General features: G+C 58.7%; 16 protein-coding genes. 2 read left to right on the top strand and 14 right to left on the bottom strand.

What is annotated here, in order from left to right; all coding sequences use genetic code 11:
• Positions 1-3 precede the first annotated feature (3 nt).
• The gene (locus ACQZ45_RS01820; RefSeq protein WP_003515227.1) at positions 4-1,164 is read left to right on the top strand and encodes a glucoamylase family protein; all 1,161 of its coding nucleotides are present in this window, start codon (positions 4-6) and stop codon (positions 1,162-1,164) included.
• Positions 1,165-1,324: 160 nt separating this feature from the next.
• Here ACQZ45_RS01820 and ACQZ45_RS01815 read toward each other — a convergent pair whose 3' ends face one another.
• The 12 genes from ACQZ45_RS01815 to ACQZ45_RS01760 all read right to left on the bottom strand — a co-directional run bounded on the left by ACQZ45_RS01815 (position 1,325) and on the right by ACQZ45_RS01760 (position 13,777).
• Positions 1,325-1,720 (bottom strand): c-type cytochrome, encoded by a 396-nt coding sequence (locus ACQZ45_RS01815; RefSeq protein ID WP_003515228.1) that lies wholly within the window; start codon positions 1,718-1,720, stop codon positions 1,325-1,327.
• 68 nt (positions 1,721-1,788) lie between these two features.
• Positions 1,789-2,349 (bottom strand): gluconate 2-dehydrogenase subunit 3 family protein, encoded by a 561-nt coding sequence (locus ACQZ45_RS01810; RefSeq protein WP_003515229.1) that lies wholly within the window; start codon positions 2,347-2,349, stop codon positions 1,789-1,791.
• On the bottom strand, positions 2,349-4,034 hold the full coding sequence (locus tag ACQZ45_RS01805; RefSeq protein WP_003515231.1) for a GMC oxidoreductase: 1,686 nt from the start codon (positions 4,032-4,034) through the stop codon (positions 2,349-2,351). The genes ACQZ45_RS01810 and ACQZ45_RS01805 overlap by 1 nt, the downstream gene beginning before the upstream one ends.
• Positions 4,035-4,187: 153 nt before the next feature.
• On the bottom strand, positions 4,188-5,042 hold the full coding sequence (locus ACQZ45_RS01800; protein WP_003515232.1) for a sugar phosphate isomerase/epimerase family protein: 855 nt from the start codon (positions 5,040-5,042) through the stop codon (positions 4,188-4,190).
• Between the two features lie 124 nt (positions 5,043-5,166).
• Positions 5,167-6,336, bottom strand: a complete 1,170-nt coding sequence (locus ACQZ45_RS01795; RefSeq protein ID WP_065702520.1) for a Gfo/Idh/MocA family protein — start codon at positions 6,334-6,336, stop codon at positions 5,167-5,169.
• Positions 6,337-6,347: 11 nt separating this feature from the next.
• Complete coding sequence (locus ACQZ45_RS01790) at positions 6,348-7,397, bottom strand: sugar phosphate isomerase/epimerase family protein (protein WP_019566280.1); 1,050 nt, start codon at positions 7,395-7,397, stop codon at positions 6,348-6,350.
• Between the two features lie 33 nt (positions 7,398-7,430).
• Positions 7,431-8,453, bottom strand: a complete 1,023-nt coding sequence (locus tag ACQZ45_RS01785; RefSeq protein WP_003515235.1) for a LacI family DNA-binding transcriptional regulator — start codon at positions 8,451-8,453, stop codon at positions 7,431-7,433.
• Positions 8,454-8,456: 3 nt separating this feature from the next.
• Positions 8,457-9,425: an ABC transporter permease gene (locus tag ACQZ45_RS01780; protein ID WP_003515236.1), complete on the bottom strand. Its 969-nt coding sequence runs from the start codon at positions 9,423-9,425 to the stop codon at positions 8,457-8,459.
• A 1-nt stretch (position 9,426) separates the two neighbouring features.
• Positions 9,427-10,371, bottom strand: a complete 945-nt coding sequence (locus tag ACQZ45_RS01775) for an ABC transporter permease (RefSeq protein WP_003515237.1) — start codon at positions 10,369-10,371, stop codon at positions 9,427-9,429.
• Entirely contained in the window at positions 10,368-11,861 is a 1,494-nt protein-coding gene (locus ACQZ45_RS01770) for a sugar ABC transporter ATP-binding protein (RefSeq protein ID WP_113291724.1), read from the bottom strand. Before ACQZ45_RS01770 ends, ACQZ45_RS01775 begins: the two co-directional genes overlap by 4 nt.
• A 119-nt stretch (positions 11,862-11,980) precedes the next feature.
• The gene (locus ACQZ45_RS01765) at positions 11,981-13,003 is read right to left on the bottom strand and encodes a substrate-binding domain-containing protein (protein ID WP_113291723.1); all 1,023 of its coding nucleotides are present in this window, start codon (positions 13,001-13,003) and stop codon (positions 11,981-11,983) included.
• A 300-nt stretch (positions 13,004-13,303) separates the two neighbouring features.
• A complete protein-coding gene (locus ACQZ45_RS01760; RefSeq protein ID WP_013636090.1) occupies positions 13,304-13,777 on the bottom strand; it encodes a ribonuclease H family protein in 474 nt (157 codons plus the stop codon).
• A gap of 118 nt (positions 13,778-13,895) precedes the next feature.
• Here ACQZ45_RS01760 and ACQZ45_RS01755 point away from each other — a divergent pair, with 118 nt between their 5' ends.
• Positions 13,896-14,276, top strand: a complete 381-nt coding sequence (locus tag ACQZ45_RS01755) for an RDD family protein (RefSeq protein WP_111789223.1) — start codon at positions 13,896-13,898, stop codon at positions 14,274-14,276.
• Positions 14,277-14,341: 65 nt separating this feature from the next.
• Here ACQZ45_RS01755 and ACQZ45_RS01750 read toward each other — a convergent pair whose 3' ends face one another.
• Both ACQZ45_RS01750 and ACQZ45_RS01745 read right to left on the bottom strand, forming a co-directional pair.
• Positions 14,342-15,115: a class I SAM-dependent methyltransferase gene (locus tag ACQZ45_RS01750; RefSeq protein ID WP_025593436.1), complete on the bottom strand. Its 774-nt coding sequence runs from the start codon at positions 15,113-15,115 to the stop codon at positions 14,342-14,344.
• Between the two features lie 178 nt (positions 15,116-15,293).
• On the bottom strand, positions 15,294-17,075 hold the full coding sequence (locus ACQZ45_RS01745; RefSeq protein WP_113291722.1) for a chloride channel protein: 1,782 nt from the start codon (positions 17,073-17,075) through the stop codon (positions 15,294-15,296).
• Positions 17,076-17,094 lie beyond the last annotated feature (19 nt).

The raw sequence follows: 17,094 nt of genomic DNA, 5'->3' as shown, positions 1-17,094 counted from the left end.
CGTATGCGATCCGATGGTCTCTCGATCCATGAAATCGCGTCGGTCTCCGGTATCGGGTTTGGTTTTCTTTCGCTCATCGTTGGTGTCCGCCGTTCTTGGATAACCGAACAGGAAGCCATCGCGCGGGCGAGCCGGATGTTGAGATCGCTGGCAAGTGTGAAGCGTTTTCATGGCGCCTTCCCTCACTTCATCGATGCGTCCAGTGGAAGAACGATACCCTTCGCGAAATTCGACGACGGCGGAGATCTCGTTGAAACCGCTCTTCTGGTTCAGGCGCTGATCTGCGTCAGACAGTTTTTTGGCGCGCAGACATCCTCCGAAATCGATTTACGCCGGTCCATAAATGAAATCGTCGAGACGGTGGAGTGGGGCTGGTTTACCAGGGGAAAGCCCGGGCCGCTGTTCTGGCATTGGAGCCGTCGGTATGCCTGGGCGAAAAACTTGCCGATTGTGGGCTGGAACGAGGCCCTCGTCTGTTATGTGCTCGCGGCGGGTTCAACGACGCATGCAATCAGCGCCGAGTCTTATCATTCCGGATGGGCAAGCGATGGCGAAATCCGGAACGGATCGATGTATCTCGGTGTTCGGCTGCCGCTTGGCCAGCCGTATGGAGGACCGCTTTTCCTGTCGCACTATTCCTTCTGCACACTCGATCCGCGCGGTCTCGGCGATGTTTATTGTCACGACTATCTGGAGCAGGTTCACGCGCATTGCATGATCAATTACCGCTACTGCCGCACGCGCTACCCAAGTGAGGCCGGGTGGGGTCTGTCTGCGTGTGATGGGCCAAAGGGCTATGTCGTAAACTCTCCGACCGACGATGACGGCATCATTGCGACAACGGCAGCCCTCTCTAGCATGCCCTTCTTTTCTCATCGCTCACGCGAGGCGGCGTTGCGTTTTCTGCAATGGAACAATGGTGCACTCATCGGCCGCTTTGGCCTCATGGATTCATTCCAGCCCTCAACCGGCTGGGTGTCCGGAACGCATCTTGCGATCAATCAAGGGCCTGTTGTTGCGATGATGGAAAACTATCGCAGCGGCCTGATCTGGGATTTATTCATGAACGCGCCGGAGGTGAAAAACGGCTTGGCCAAACTGGGCTTCCATCAGGACAAGTCGTTCGAAAAGTCGAGCCTGCAGGAAGGACGGACCGACCCCTGAGAACCGGTGTTTGAGTAGCGCAAATGCATCCTTGAAGACAACGCCGGAAGGCCTTGGCAATTCCTTGGCAAGGCCTTCGGCGCGCAGGATATGCTGGGGTAAAGTCGTGGTCATCGTCTCAAAACTGCGGGAGTTTTGATGTTCGATAAACGGCGTGCTGTCATTCGGCTGGTTTCGAAGACGCGCTTTCGATGTAGGCGATAAGATTATCCAGTTCTTCCGGTTTGCTGATGCCCGCCAAGGCCATCTTGTTTCCGGGGATTTTCTTCTTGGGAGCGCTGAGAAAGTCTCGCAGTTCCTCCGGTGTCCACACCAGCCCTTCCCCGCCTGCTTTTTTCATCGCATTCGAGTAATTATAGTCCGGATCGCCACCCGCAGTGCGGCCGATGATCCCGTTAAGCTGCGGGCCGACCTTGTTTTTCGCGCCCTCGCCGATGGCGTGACAGGCGGAACAGCGCTTGAAGGCCGCCTCCCCCTTGGCAACATCGCCCTCTGAAAAAGCGGGAATGGCGCTTGCTGCCAGCATTGCCGCCGTGATGATCATTCTCTTGCGCATCGTGTCATCCTTGTTCTGCCGTATGAACGCGCCCGCCTGCGAATGCAGGCGGGCGGCTTGTTCTCAATTCAGGTCGTGCCCCAGGCGGGCGTACCCTTCTTGTAGGGAACGCAGGTCTCAAAGCCGCCGGGGATTTCGTCGTAAACGAGAACCTCGGTGGCGCCGATCTTCGAGGTGAAAAAACCGAGCAGCGTCAGCTGCTTGACGAGTGTGAAGGGATGCGGTGCGGTCGGTGTCTGTTCCGCCCGAGCCTGTTTGTCCAGTGCAGAAATCAGCGTCTGCCGCTCCTGCGACGTCAGCTCCAGAAACGCCTTCTTGTATTCCGTTCGGCTGCGGTTTTCGATGTCAGCCATCGCGGAGAGGAAGAGTTTCCGCTGTTCGCCCGTGTAACAATCGGCCGCATAGACTGCCATGAATGCGCCAACGGCAGCGTCCTTCGCACCCGGGGTGGATGTGCGAGGGATGATCGTTTCAGCCACCTCGTCCAGAAGCCGGATTTCCTCCGGGCTGAACACGTGGACGTCGCCGGAGGGCTTGGCGGCGTTTTCCGCCGCATTGACCACGTCAGCGCCGATCAGCGGAAGACCGGAGGCAATGGCTATCAGTTTCAGCAGTTCACGTCTGTTCATCACAGGTTCCCCTTCTTGCGTTCGGAAACGGCAAATTCCGCGGCACGCGCCGTCAGCGCCATGTAGGTGAGCGACGGGTTGACGCAGGAGGCCGAAGTCATGCAGGCACCGTCAGTGACAAAGACGTTCGGCGCATCCCAGACCTGGTTGTTGCCATTAAGCACGGAAGTTTTGGGGTCGCGTCCCATGCGGGCCGTACCCATTTCATGGATGCCCATGCCCGGCGCATAGCTGCCCCTCGACGGTTTGACGTTCTTGATGCCGACCGCTTCGAACATCTCGACTGCGTCATTGACCATGTCTTCGCGCATATCGAGTTCGTTCTGCTTCATCTCGACATTCATCGACAGGACCGGCAGGCCCCATTTGTCCTTCTTGTCGTGGTCCAGCTTCACGCGGTTCTCGTGATAAGGCAGCATTTCACCGAAGGCGGTCATGCCGATAGTCCAGGCGCCCGGCTGGGTCAGCGCTTCCTTGTAGTCGGCTCCGATGTTGAGTTCGGCGATTTCCCGCTCCCAGCGCGAACGGCTGGCGGATCCCTGATAACCGAAACCGCGCAGATAGTTCCGCTTGTCGTCGCCGGTGTTGCGGAAACGGGGAATATAAAATCCCGCCGGGCGGCGGCCCTTGAAATAAAACTCTTCGAAACCTTCCACCTCGCCGGTGGCGCCCATGCGGAAATGGTGGTCCATCACATTGTGGCCGAGTTCGCCCGAGCTGCTGCCGAGCCCTCCCTCCCACACGTCTGTGGCCGAGTTCATCAGAACCCAGGTAGAGTTGAGCGTCGAAGCGTTGAGGAAGATCACATCGGCGGTGTATTCATAGGTCAGGTTCGTTTCGGCATCGATGATCTCGACACCGCGAGCCTTCTTCTTGTCCTTGTCGTAAAGGATTTCCTTGACGATGGAGAAAGGCCTGAGCGTAAGATTTCCGGTGGCGACTGCCGCCGGCAGGGTCGATGACTGCGTGCTGAAATAGCCCCCGAAAGGACAGCCCAACCGGCACTTGTTGCGGAACTGGCAGCGCGTGCGCTCCTGATCGGGAAGTTCCTGGGTGATGTTGGCGCAGCGCGAATTGATGAGGTGGCGCGTGCCTTTAAAGGCGGTTTTCAACCGGCGTGCCACATCCTCTTCAACGCAATTCAGCGGAATAGGCGGCAGGAATTCACCATCAGGAAGAATGTCCAGCCCCTCGCGGCTGCCGGAAATGCCGGCGAAACGCTCGACATAATCATACCAGGGAGCAATGTCCTGATAACGGATCGGCCAGTCAACGGCGATCCCTTCTTTGGCATTGGCCTCGAAATCGGTCTGCGACCAGCGGTAGGTCTGGCGTCCCCACAGCAGCGAACGGCCGCCGACGTGATAACCACGGAACCAGTCGAAACGCTTTTCTTCGACATAGGGCGTTTCCTGCTCGTCGGCCCACATGCCGAGCGTCGCCTCTTCCAGCAGATAGTCGCGGCTGAGAACCGGATACTTCGCCTTCATCTCCTGCGTGGCGCGGTTGCGATGGGGATAGTCCCAGGCTTCCTTGTCGGCATTCTGATAATCGGTAATGTGCTCGATGTTTCTGCCGCGCTCCAGCAGCAGAACCTTCAGGCCTTTTTCCGTGAGTTCCTTTGCAGCCCAGCCTCCACTTATGCCTGAACCGACAACAATCGCATCATAATGATTGTCCGCCATGATAACTCCTCCGATTGGTACTTGGGTAAAAAGTCGACGAGACAATGCGCTCCCCGTCGCAACGCGGCGGAAACCTCATCATGCGTCTGTCGAACCTTATGCACCCCGGCGAAACCGGCCGCCGGGGTGCGGTTCTGGTTTTACTGGCAGTGTTTACTGAATGGTCGGCAGGCGCTCGCTCAGGAACGCGTTGCCCTTGGTCACGACCGCCTCGGCATCGAGCGGAAGGTCGTGTTCAAGAATGAACCACTGTGCGCCGGCATGTTTGGCCGCGGGCAGGATCGTCTTCCAGTCGAGAACGCCGGTACCAATCGTTGCAAAGCCGCGCTCGTTTTCGGCCGTGCCGGCCGGTGCATTGTCCTTGGCGTGGATTGCAAAAACCCGACCGTTCAGAGTGCCGAGGAACTCAGCCGGATCATTGCCGCTGCGCGCCACCCAGGCGACGTCGAGTTCGCTCTGCAGTTTCGGACCTGCGGCGTCGAGCAGCAGTTCAAGCGCCGTCTTGCCGTCGAACTTGACCATTTCAAAATCATGGTTGTGATAGGCCATGGAGAGGCCAGCCGCGGAAAGCTTGTCGGCATATCCGCCAAGTTCCTTGCCGAAGGCTGTCCAGCCTGCGGCGTCCTTAGGGCGGTCTTCGGGCTTGAGGAACGGCACGGTCACGACCGGATTGCCGACAGCCTTCTGCTCGGTGATGACCTCGTCGAGGTTGCCGCGAAGCTTGTCGATCGGCACATGCGAGGAAATGACTTTGATCTTGTGCTTTTCCAGAAGCGCGTTCAGCTCGCTGGCACTGACCTTCTGCATATCCACCGTTTCCACGGCGGAAACGCCCGCGCGGTTGAGGATGGCAAGCTGCTCTTCAAGCGTTCCGGCGTTGCGCAGTGTGTACATCTGCGCGGCAATCGGCAGCGTCTTGCTGTCATCGGCAAAAACCGGATTTGCGATACCGGCCGCCAGTCCGACGACGAATGCCATCTTTGCGAATTTTGACTTGAACGTTTTCAAACGCGTAACTCCCTTTCCGTTTGATCAATATGACGACACGCCTGCCCGTGCTCTTCCGAACAATTAGGTAATGCTGAGCACAACCTCCGATGCCCTGCGTCGTCAGTCCCCGATATCCAGTGATCTAGATGTCGATCTCTACCCAGGACGAGGTCAGGCTGGACCGCACGGCCGCATCGATGAATGCGAGACCCGCAAGGCCGTCCTCTATGCCGGGATAAATCACATCCCCGGCGGCTGCTTTTCCCTCCCTTTTTGCGATGATTGCGTCTGCGGCTTCACGGTAGATCGTCGCAAAACCCTCGAGATATCCCTCCGGATGCCCTGATGGCACACGGCTGACGCGGTTTGCGGCAGCGCCTGCGCCCGCGCCATTGCGCGTAATCAGCCGCTTGGGCTCGCCGTAAGGTGTGAACCACAGCTCGTCCGGCACGCGGTGGTGCCATTCAAGGCCGCCCTTATCGCCATAGACCCTGAGCGACAGGGCGTTTTCATTGCCGACAGCGATCTGGCTTGCCCAGAGCATGCCCTTCGCGCCGCTTTCGTAACGCAGCAGAATATTGGCGCTGTCATCCAGCTGCCTGCCCGGAACGAAGGAAGTGAGATCTGCGTAGAGGCTCGCGGGAATTTCACCGGTCACGAAGGCGGCGGCGTTGAAAGCGTGGGTGCCGATGTCGCCGATTGCCCCGCCCGCGCCAGAGCGGCTCGGATCGGTGCGCCATTCCGCTCCCTTTGCGCCGGTCTTTTCGACCGCTTCGGTCAGCCAGTCCTGCGCATATTCGGCCTGGACATGGCGCAGCTTGCCGATGGCGCCGTTGGCCACCATCTCCCGCATCTGCCGCAACATGGCATAGCCGGTGTAATTATGCGTGAGGATGAACAGCCTGTCGGATGCCCTCACGATATTCGCCAGCTCCTTGGCCTCCTCCAGCGTCGCCGTGACGGGCTTGTCGCAGATGACGTGGATGCCAGATTCGAGGAAGACCTTGGACGGGGCGAAATGCAGGTGATTGGGGGTGACGATGGCGACCGCCTCGATACCGTCTTCACGACCGGCCTCGGCCGACGCCATCTCCTCAAACGAAGCGTAGGACCGCTCGGGCGCAATGCCTAGCAGGGTTGCCGAAGCGCTGGCGCGTGCCGGGTCGGAGGAAAGCGCACCGGCGACCAATTCGTAACGGTCGTCGAGCCGCGCGGCGATACGATGCACCGCGCCGATAAAGGCACCCTGACCGCCACCCACCATGCCGAGACGAATGCGGCGGCTATTAAATCTTGCTGTTGCGGAGGACATGTCTATCCCTTTCAAAGCCCGAGAAGGCGACGGTTGGCGGCATCATCGACGCCGCTTTTGGCGAAATCGTCGAAAGCCCGCTCAGTCACGCGGATGATGTGATTTTCGATGAAGCCGGCACCTTCACGCGCCCCGTCCTCCGGGTGTTTCAGCGCGCATTCCCATTCCAGCACGGCCCATCCTTCGAAGTCGTATTGGGTGAGCTTGGAAAACACCGCGCCGAAATCGACATGCCCGTCGCCGAGTGAGCGAAAGCGCCCCGGCCGGTCGACCCAGCCTTGATAACCGCCATAGACGCCGGACCGCCCGGTCGGATTGAACTCGGCATCCTTGACGTGGAAGGCCCGGATGCGCTCGTGGTAGATATCGATGAAATCAAGATAATCCATCGCCTGAAGTACGAAGTGCGAGGGATCATAAAGGATGTTGGCGCGGGAATGATTGCCGGTCGCCTCCAGAAAACGCTCGAAGGTAATGCCGTCATGCAGGTCTTCGCCGGGATGCAGCTCGTAGCAGAGATCGACGCCATTCTCCTCGAATGTATCGAGAATGGGCGTCCAGCGCTTGCCGAGTTCAGCAAAGGCCATTTCGACAAGACCTGCGGGGCGCTGCGGCCAGGGATAAATGAAAGGCCACGCCAGCGCGCCGGAAAAACTCGCATGGCTCTTGAGGCCCAGATGCTGCGAGGCTTTCGCCGCGCACTTCAGCTGGTTGACCGCCCATTCCTGACGCGCCTGCGGTTTCCCGCGCAGTTCGGCGGGCGCAAAACCGTCGAACATCTCGTCATAGGCAGGATGAACAGCGACGAGCTGGCCCTGAATATGGGTTGAAAGCTCGGTGATCTCGACGCCTGTCTCGGCCAGACGTCCCTTGATATCATCGCAATAAGCCTTGGAAGCGGCAGCTTTCTCGAGATCGAAGAGCTTGGGATCGGTCGGCACCTGAATGCCCTTGTACCCAAGGGAAGCCGCCCATTGGCCGAGATTGTCGAGCGTGTCGAAGGGTGCCTTGTCCCCGACAAATTGCGCGAGGAAAATCGCCGGGCCTTTGATCGTCTTCATGTCCTTACACTCCTTGCATTCACAGTCTGGCCGCTACCGGTGCGGCGAACGGCAGGGCGCGACCGAGCCGCGCACCACCAGTTCCGTATCCAGCACGATGGTTTCGGCCGTGCGTTTGCCATTAAGCCGGTCGACCATCAGCGCCATGGCTTTGCGGCCCATTTCCTGCCGGGGCTGGCGCACTGTCGTTAGCGGTGGTTCGAAGGCATTGGCGAAAATTATATCGTCGAAGCCAATGACCGAGACATCGGTCGGCACGGACAGCCCGCGCCCGCGCAGCTCGCTGATCGCGCCAATCGCCATCTGGTCGCTCGAGGCGAAGATGGCGGTGAAGGAAATGCCGTTTTCGAGAAGTCCGGCAATCGCCTGTCTACCGGCTTCGATGCTGTAATCGCCTGTCACGACGAGTTCATCCGCGTAACCGATACCCGCTTCCTCAAGCGCGTCGCGGTAGCCCTCGAAACGCTCCTGTGCCAGACTTTCCGGAAAAGGTCCGGCGAGATGTGCGATCTTCGTGTGCCCTGCTTCGATCAGATGATGCACGGCGTTTTTGGACGCGGCGCGGTTATCGACCTTGACGGTGGGCAGCGCGATGCCTGGCACGGTTTCCGAAGCGATGACGATCGGCGGCAGCGCGTCACCCTGACCGAGAAGCTCTGAAGGAAACTGGCCGGTCATCAGGATGAGGCCGTCAGCATGTTTCTGCCTGACCATGTCGATATGTGTCGCCACGCGGTTTTCGTCGTTACGGGCGTCGCCCATGAGCACCTTGAAGCCCGCCTCCCCCGCCGCTTCCTCCACGCCCTTGTAGATCTCGAGATAAAACGGGTTGCCGATATCGCGAACGAGAAGAATGACGGTATTGTTGGATTGACGCCTGAAGCTTGCGGCCTGGGCGTTGGGAACAAAGTTCGCCTGCCTGACGGCATCGAAAACCTTCTTCCTCGTTTCCGGGCGGACTTTGTCGGGTTGTTGCAGCGCCCGTGACACGGTCGCGATCGAAACGCCCGCGAGAGCTGCAACTTCCCTGATATTCGAACCTTGGTCTTTGCTCATCTGTCACACACGCAACTGCTTTTGGCGGCCATAAAGCAGCATCAGCGCAAGTAACGTGACACCGAATATGATCTGCCGGGCCCATACATCGAGGTTGAGCGTTATCAGTACGCTTTGCAGAATGGTGAGCGCAACTGCCCCGGCCATGGTTCCGATATATCCGCCCGCACCACCGGCAAGCGAAGTGCCGCCGATGACAACAGCGATGATCGATGGAAGGACATATTGGTCGCCGACAGAAATGAAGGAGGTGCCGGTATAACCGATCACGCAGACCCCGGTCAGACCGGCAAACAGGCCGGACAGGCCGTAAAGCAGCGTGCGGATCAAAGACACGGGCAATCCGACCAACGTCGCCGCCCGCTCGTTGGAGCCGATGGCGTAAATGGAGAAGCCGAAGGCCGTGCGGCGCAGCACGAACAGCATGATCGCGGCAATGCCAAGCCAGACGAAGAGGACGCCGGGAATACCGAAAACGAGAGGCCGGTTGATGAAACCCGCCAGGAGGGGCGCCGCCGCACCTGATGGAACGCCCTGCGAATAGACCACAAGCCCGCCCTGGATCACCGCTGTCATGCCGAGTGTCATGACCAGCGGCGGAATGCGCACGAAGGTGATGCCGAGGCCATTGATGAGGCCGATCAGGAAGGGAATGCCACCTGCGACCAGTATGGCGAGCGGTATTCCGACATTCTGTCCGTTCATCATGTTACCGGCAAGGACCGCGCCGAGCGAGATCATCGCGCCGACGGACAGATCGATGCCTTCGCGTCCGCCGAGGATCACAAGATTTTGGCCCGCCGCGACGATGCCGAGAATGGCGGCGATCGTCAGCAGCCGCACGATCTGCGACCCCTGTGCGAAGCCGGGCGACAACAGTTCGCCGACCAGCAGCAGGAAGACTGACGCGCCAATCGCAATGGTCAGCGGATCGGTGATGATGGATTTGATTTTCAAACCGGAATTTGTCATCTCAACGCCTCGTCACCAGAACGCCACCGGCAAGTGCCGTCAGCACGATCAACCCCTGCACCAATGTCTGGTACTCGAAGGGCAAGCCCGCAAAGAAAATCACATTGCCGATCATGCCCAGCACCAGCGCGCCGGCGATCGATCCTGTCGAGCTGCCGAACCCGCCGGAAAGTGCTGTGCCGCCAAGAACGACCGCCGAAATGGAGGAGAGCGCCAGGCTTGCACCGAGCAAGGGGTCGCCGGAGGCGGTCTCGCCCGTCAGGCACAGCGCTGCGAGCGCCGAAAACAGACCGGAAATCATGTAGGCGCCAATGCGAATGCCGGAGAGGCGCAGGCCCGTCTGGAAAGCGCCCGTGCGATTGCCGCCCACGGCCAACAAATGCACGTGAAACGGAATGCGCGACACAACGAGCGTAAAGGCAATACCAGCCAACAGCATCCACAGCACGAAAGGCAAACCGATGAAACTACCGGAATAGGTCTGCCAATAGGCTTCCGGCACGGGAAGACCGGCCTGCGGCAGAACCCAGATCGCCAGACCGGCAAAGATGATGCCCGTCGCGAATGTGGTGACGATGGGCTGGAAACGCAGGCCGGATATGAACAGGCCGTTGACCAGCCCACAGATCAGTCCAACCGCAACTCCCGCTCCCATACCTGCGAAGACGGCACCTGCCGTTCCGCCAAGTGCAGCGATGACGCTGACGGTAACGACATTGGCGAGCGCTACGATGCTTCCGACCGACAGATCTATATCCCCCGCCAGAATGACATAGGTCTGACCGATGGCGACCAGGATAAGGGGAAGAAATGTCGTCAGGTTCGACTGCAATACGGCCGGCTGCACGAAAGACGGCTGCAGAAACGTGTTGACGCCGATGAGAACGGCCAGAACCACAAGAGTTATGATCCAGGGTTGCTTACGCATAAAACCGAGGGAATTCATGCGGCGTCTCCATAGGCGGCGCGGGTCATGTTGACGGATGTCATGTCGGCTCCGGTCAGCTCCGCAGAAATGCGTCCGCCGTTGAAGACGAGAATGCGGTCGGCATATTCGAGGATTTCCGCATCTTCCGAGGAATAGAGAAGAATGGTCGCGCCCGCGTCAGCCTGCTGGCGCATAAGCGCGAAGAGATCGGCCTTGGCGCCAAGATCGATACCCTTGGTCGGATCATCGAGCAGCAGCAGTTTCGGTGCGGTGGCAAGCCAGCGGGAAATGAAGATTTTCTGCTGGTTGCCGCCTGAGAGCGTGCCTATCGGCATATCCATGCCAGCAAACTTCGTCTTCATGTCGTCCGCGACCTTCTGCACACGCGGCTTCAGCGTCGCGGGCCGGACCAGTCTCATCTTTTCGCGCACCATCAGAGCTGCAACAAGATTTTCGAAGATCGACCGGCCCTGAAGCGAGGCATCACGTCCGCGGTCGCCCGACACATAGGCAAAACCGTTATGAACCGCCTGCGAAGGCTTGCCGATGGCGACATCACGGCCCTCGAACTGGATTTGCCCGGCGGCAAAGGGGCTTGCGCCGAACAGGCCCTTCAGCAAGGCCGACTGGCCCTGCCCCTGCAATCCCGCCAAACCGACGATTTCACCCGGATAGGCTTCAAGACTGACACCGCGAACACCCTCGCCCGCAACGTCCGTCACCTTCAGGCTGGGCGCTGAACCTGCGCGTCCCTGCTGGCGGGCAGGCGCGGCGCGGACATCGCCGACCATGTCATGCACCACGGCCTCGCGGGTGGTAGCGGCGGTGTCGAGTTCCGAAATGGTCGCACCGTTACGCATGACGGTGATGCGGTCGCAGACAGCAAAAACCTCATCGAGCCGGTGGGAAATCATGATGGTGGAGATACCGTCCGCCTTCTTGGCTCTGAGTATCTCAAAAAAACGCTCAGACTGGCGGCCATCGAGGGCCGCTGTCGCCTCATCCATGATCATGAGTCTGGCATTCTGGGCGAAAACTTTCAGGATTTCGACGAGCTGGCGCTGATCGGGCGGCAGATTGCCGACGATCGCATCCGGCTCCAGACCGGTGCCGGCAACACCGTCAAACAGCGCGATCAGCCTGCACGCCTCGGCTTTCAGGGCCTTGCTGTCGACAAAAACGCCGCGCTTCGGTTCGCGACCGAGAAAAATATTGTCAGCGACGGAAAGCTGCGGAATGAGGCTTAGCTCCTGATAAAACAGCGCAATGCCGGCATTTTCGGCGTCACGCGGGCTTTTGAAGCGCACGTTTTCGCCGTTGAACCGGATGGTGCCGCTGGTCGGCGCGACCGCACCTGCAACGATCTTGCAGAGCGTGCTCTTGCCGCAACCATTCGCACCGAGCAACGCGTGAATTTCACCGCGACCAACGGTCAGCCTGCCGTCGGAAAGCGCACGCACGGCGCCAAAATTCTTCTGTATGCCGGCCGCTTCCAGAGCGTTCGCCATCGCATGTCCCCGAATTTTACTTGTCATTGTGCTTCGTCACTGGCGGACGCGCGCAATACGCGGTCCACATTCGAATTTCAGGTTTCGGGCTGGCGTTTGCGGCCAGCCCGAGACTGATCTTACTTGAAGAACTCGCCAGCCTGTTCCGGCGTCACGGTTGCCGTGACAGACCAATAGCCCGGCTTACCTTCGGCGGACTTGATGTTGTCCGCGAGGTTGTCGTTGCTCACGAAGGGTATCGGAATATAGATGGCGTTGCCGTAGGTACCGCCGAAAATGCCGTCCTTGAATTCCTTGCCCTGCAGCTTCAGAACCGCAACGTTGAGCGCGCTGGCCATGACACCCGGAGGATTGACGGAGGCGCCGGAGTTGAACTTTTCCTTCTCCCAGCGCGTCATGAAGTCCTTGCGGATTTCACCTGTCGCGGCGATGTTCTTGGTCTTGCCGGCGGCTTCGATTGCGCGCCATGCGCCATCGGCCATGCCGTCCTGCACCCACACACCGCTGATATCGGGATAGGTGGCGAGAAGGTTTTGCATTGCCTGCTGACCCTGCGCCTGATCCCAGCTCGCATTGGCTTCGTTCAGCACCTTGATATCAGGATATTTCTTGAACACTTCGCGGTAACCGGCGACGCGGGCTTCGTTGGCGGGATTGCCGGCGATACCGTTGATCGCGACGACGCTTCCCTTGCCCTTCAGCGAATCCGCAAGCCACTGTGCGGACTGTGCCGCCCAGGCCTTCTGGTCGATGCCGACATAGATCGCGTCCTTAGAGGACACTTCCGCGTCGGTTGCGATGACGAGAATGTTGCGTGCCTTCGCCTGAGCGAAGATCGGATCAAAGGCAGTCGGGCTGCCGGGATTGATGAGGATCGCATCAACGCCCTGGTTCATGAAATTGCGGATATGGCCGATCTGCCCCTGCACATCGACATTACCGCTCTGAACGACGACTTCGACCTTCACGCCCTTTTCGCCCCACGCCTTTGCGGCAGCCTGGGCTTCCTCGATCATCTGCGTGCGCCACTCGCTGCCGACGAAAGAATTGGAAAGACCGATCTTGAAGCTCTGTTCCTGAGCATGCACGGACGTGCCCGCCGCCAGCACCATAGCGGCAGCAGCCATCAAATGTTTAAACATGAAAATTTGCTCCTCCAAGCACGGTTTTTAACCGATGAAACCGTTTACATGAGGGAATGTAACCGGTTTCATAAATGAGTCAACCCAGCTGGGATTTTTTATGCACCCGTTGCCACAGCAAATTGCAGACCCTTGGCGGAGAGATGGGACGGCAATTTAAGGAGGAACAGCGGCATCATACTGGCGTGGATTTCAGGGCCGACAGCGCCCCAATTTTGTTCATGTGCGGACAGCTTGAGGCTCCGCTACTTCAACAAGAACAAGCTGCTGGCGTGTGTCTATAGACCGGGTGGCGTGAGACTAATTGCCCCCATCCACCATCTTGGTACGGGCCAAAGCATCCGCGAGATCGTTCCCGGCTATACCGGAATGTCCCTTGCACCACGCTATCTCGACGTTCGGATTACAAAGGAGCAAACGATCCACATTCTGCCACAGACCGCCATCTGGTATCTGTCGTTTGCGTTTTCGCGAATCTGGATTGATGCGTTTCCACCCGTTGCTCCGCCAGATTTCGCGCCAGCGATGGCAACCTTCCATCACGTGAGCGGAGTCTGTCCAGAGCTTGGCTGGCCGGCCTGGAGCCTGTGCATCGAGCCATAAAAGTGCATTCATGACCGCCATGACTTCAAACGAATTGTTCGTAAGTCCGATTTCCGTTCCTCGCGCAGCATGGATCTGCCGCTCGGTTTCAAACACGATGAATGCCCAGCTTCCCGATAATGCAACGGGGTCGTATGAACCATCCGCGTAGATGACGAGTGGAGCAGTCATGTAGCTCGTTTCCTTGCGTCAAAGGCGTTTGGAAAGACTGACAGCGCTTTCGGGTGTTTTCTGTAGATAGCTTGTACAATCATCTTATTCGAGTCAGATTCACGTCCAGGGATGAAACATGATCTTCAAACGCATCGTCGCAGGAATAGTCGATCTCATCTTGCTCATCAGTGTGGCGTTTGCACCGACATTCATCGCCGCAGAGTGGCTACCGCAGTATATGGACGCTCCAGCGGGGCAACCGCCGACACCTCTGATGGGTATAACGCTTTTATGGCTGGCATCCGTGTTGTTTTGCTATTTCCCGGCCTTCGAAAGCAGCGCCTTCATGGCAACTCCCGGAAAACTGCTAATGCGACTAAAGGTCGTCCGGCGCACCGGCGAAAGACTGACCTTTACGCAAGCGCTCTATCGCATGGTCTTCGGCCCGCTCGCAATATGGTTTCTGCCCTGGTACCGCGACCATTTCTCGGGTGGTGCGATTGTAAAGGACCGCTGAGTTTGTGGTTGTGTGATTTCACACTCAACCCCTCACCTTTCCCGTTTCCCATTACCAGTCCCGTTTCAAGGACGGCGGCAGGTCAGGATGAAACGACGGTAGACGAAAGTTCGCAGCCTGTTGCGCAGGTTGGTGTTTTTCCGCTGCGCTCTCGCAATCGGGGCATGTGAGTGCAGTTCGATGCCGGTAAAGCCGGCGGCGATCAGGAGCGGCTTCAGCATCTGCGGGCGCAACCCCTGCCCGAACGGAAGCGCCTTCATGATTGCGGCATGATGGCTGCTTTGGGCACCATCGTAATTCTTGTCGGCCCCCACCGAAAGATCGATGAGCCGGATCAAAAGGCTGGCGAGACGCCCTGCCGGTTTTGGCGTTGCCCAGTCACCATCGAAAAACAAGAGCCGACCGCCCGGACGAAGCAGCCTGAACCACTCGCGGAAGGTCTCCTCAGGCTGCGTCAGTGTCCAGACCAGATGCCTGCAAATGATCGCATCATAGGACGCATCCGGCTCCATGGTGTTTTCGGCATCCGCCATCACGAAACGTAGCCTTGGTTTTCCCGCATGTTTGGCGCGCGCTACGGATAACATCGCTTCTGAAAAGTCGAGTGCCGTGACCTCGTGGCCGAGATCATGAATAAGCCGCGTCACCTCGCCGGTGCCACAGGCCAGTTCAAGGATATGTTTCGGCTCAGGTCCCATCAGGTCGCGGATCGGCTTCTGCCATGCATTGGCCTCGGCGCCAGCTGCTATCTTGTGTCCAAAGGCCAGATCGAAAGTCTCTGATCTTTTCGACCAATAATCGCGGATTTCCTCCTTGAGATCGAAGTTGCCGCCATCCATGGTCTATTCCTTTGAGTACTCAAATCGCATCCGCTGCGGCGAATGACAGCTTGCTTCACAATGTGATGCCAAGTTAGCCCATGCGACATCGCTGGAAAATCAGAAGTCTGTGGCCCCGAGATATAGATCATAATAAACCTATATATTTCAAGATATAAGTGCAGTTTCCTGATGTGATTTATAACTCTCCTGACGCCTCCCGGCGCCTTTGCTCGAGCTCTTCGCTATACCGCCTCAGCGTATGGCTTTCCGTCAGCAGGCCCACGGGTCGGTTTTCGATCTTGTCGTTGACGACAACCAGAGCTTCGCTTTCGGTAGCATCGAAGGCTGCCGCCGCCTGACGTGCGTTCATCGCCGGCAGCAGCACGTCGTTCTTGTAATTGAGGTAGGTCTCGAGGCTGATCTTGGAGGGATCGCGATCCATCGGATCGGCGTAGATTTCCGGCACGAGGACCATGCCGGCATAACGCCCGTCATCGTGTGTCATGATAACCCGCTGCGTAGAGCCTAGCGGAAACTTCTCCTTGAAGGCCGGAAGTCCCATGCTGACATTGGCCTTGCGAATATCGGCGCGCATCATCTTGCCCACCGTCAGGTCGCGGATCCAGCCGATATCGTGGGCGCTGCGGATGCTTTCGCCCCGCAGGTGAAAACGCCAGGTGGCGAAGGAGTAACCGAAGGTGGTGCGTACCACGAGCGATGTCGTGACGACGGCCGCCAGCACCAAAGCCGTGATCTGGAAGTCTCCGGTCAGTTCCAGCGCCAGAAACGTCATCGTCAGAGGACCGCCGATAATGGCGGCGGCAAAAGCACTCATGCCGACCACGGCGTAGACCACGGGTGCTGTCGAGCCATAGCCGATATAGGGTGCGCAGAGTGCGAAAATCTTGCCGACCAGCGACCCCATGAACAGCGAGGCAAAAAACAGGCCGCCGCGGAAATTCGAGCCGATGGAAATCGCGCTCGCCGCAGCCTTCAGCAGGAAAAGCCCGGCCAGCCCGTATATCGTCAGATCGGCATCGATGTTGAGATGGAGCGCACCGTGGCCGCTCGACAGGACCTGCGGTGAAATCAGCGCAAGTGCGCCCACCGCCACGCCACCGATTGTTGGACGCAGCCAGCCGGGAATGGCGCTTTTGCGGGCGGTTTCCTCGATAAGGGAGACCGTCTGCATCAGCACGATGCCGATAAACGCACATACCACGCCGAGAAAGATGGCCGGTACATAATCCGGAGGCGTCACACGGCTGGCATCGTAGATATCGATGGACAAGCCATGTCCGCCGATAAGCCCTGCCACGATGCTGGCAACCAGCGCAGAGACAATGAGCGGCGCGAGTGTCACGACGGTATAGGTGCCGATGATGAGTTCTATGGCATAGAATGCCCCGGTTAGAGGCGCGTTGAAGGCAGCGGCAATGGCACCAGCAGCACCACAGCCGACGAGGATGCGCATGTCTCCTCGTCTCAGCTTTAGCTTGATGCCGATCTTGGAGGCCACACCGCTGGCGATCTGCGTATAGCCTGCCTCAAGCCCGACAGATGCGCCGAAACCGTTTGAGACGATGTTCTGCACGCAGACGATGATGCTGTCCGTCAGCGAAAGGCGTCCGCCATGCAGCGCATTCGCCTCGATGGGGTCGACCATCGGCTTTTTGCGGGTTTTCGAAAGAATGAAGAGGATCAGGCCGAGTACGATGCCGCCAATGACCGGCCCGGCAAGCACGATCCAGCCGGAGAGTTCACTGCTGCTCAGCCGCTCGACACCGAAGACCAGCACATGAAGGGCCGTACTCAATCCGCCGATCAGCGCCACCAGAAGGCCGGCCGCAATGCCGATGAGGACGGCGAGAGCCACCAGCCCCAGCTCGCCGCGCCGGAACATCGCCCGCAGGCGACTGGAGCGCAGATTGTCGAAGAAGCTCGCCATACTGGGTGCACGGAAAGGCCGGGTCGACATGCTGTTCCTTTTCAGGCGG

It is taken from the genome of Agrobacterium sp. 16-2014-1-2a, from assembly GCF_053522705.1.
The sequence above is the reverse complement of the archived record's forward strand: the minus strand, read 5'-3'. Positions and strand labels throughout refer to the sequence as shown.

Excerpts from the sequence above, each read along its gene's own strand:
- ACQZ45_RS01790 (WP_019566280.1), bottom strand. The coding sequence starts at position 7,397 with ATGAAGACGATCAAAGGCCCGGCGATTTTCCTCGCGCAATTTGTCGGG.
- ACQZ45_RS01745 (WP_113291722.1), bottom strand. The coding sequence starts at position 17,075 with ATGTCGACCCGGCCTTTCCGTGCACCCAGTATGGCGAGCTTCTTCGAC.
- ACQZ45_RS01750 (WP_025593436.1), bottom strand. The coding sequence starts at position 15,115 with ATGGATGGCGGCAACTTCGATCTCAAGGAGGAAATCCGCGATTATTGG.
- ACQZ45_RS01815 (WP_003515228.1), bottom strand. The coding sequence starts at position 1,720 with ATGCGCAAGAGAATGATCATCACGGCGGCAATGCTGGCAGCAAGCGCC.
- ACQZ45_RS01820 (WP_003515227.1), top strand. The coding sequence starts at position 4 with ATGCGATCCGATGGTCTCTCGATCCATGAAATCGCGTCGGTCTCCGGT.
- ACQZ45_RS01775 (WP_003515237.1), bottom strand. The coding sequence starts at position 10,371 with ATGAATTCCCTCGGTTTTATGCGTAAGCAACCCTGGATCATAACTCTT.
- ACQZ45_RS01810 (WP_003515229.1), bottom strand. The coding sequence starts at position 2,349 with ATGAACAGACGTGAACTGCTGAAACTGATAGCCATTGCCTCCGGTCTT.
- ACQZ45_RS01755 (WP_111789223.1), top strand. The coding sequence starts at position 13,896 with ATGATCTTCAAACGCATCGTCGCAGGAATAGTCGATCTCATCTTGCTC.
- ACQZ45_RS01770 (WP_113291724.1), bottom strand. The coding sequence starts at position 11,861 with ATGGCGAACGCTCTGGAAGCGGCCGGCATACAGAAGAATTTTGGCGCC.
- ACQZ45_RS01795 (WP_065702520.1), bottom strand. The coding sequence starts at position 6,336 with ATGTCCTCCGCAACAGCAAGATTTAATAGCCGCCGCATTCGTCTCGGC.
- ACQZ45_RS01765 (WP_113291723.1), bottom strand. The coding sequence starts at position 13,003 with ATGTTTAAACATTTGATGGCTGCTGCCGCTATGGTGCTGGCGGCGGGC.
- ACQZ45_RS01785 (WP_003515235.1), bottom strand. The coding sequence starts at position 8,453 with ATGAGCAAAGACCAAGGTTCGAATATCAGGGAAGTTGCAGCTCTCGCG.
- ACQZ45_RS01780 (WP_003515236.1), bottom strand. The coding sequence starts at position 9,425 with ATGACAAATTCCGGTTTGAAAATCAAATCCATCATCACCGATCCGCTG.
- ACQZ45_RS01760 (WP_013636090.1), bottom strand. The coding sequence starts at position 13,777 with ATGACTGCTCCACTCGTCATCTACGCGGATGGTTCATACGACCCCGTT.
- ACQZ45_RS01805 (WP_003515231.1), bottom strand. The coding sequence starts at position 4,034 with ATGGCGGACAATCATTATGATGCGATTGTTGTCGGTTCAGGCATAAGT.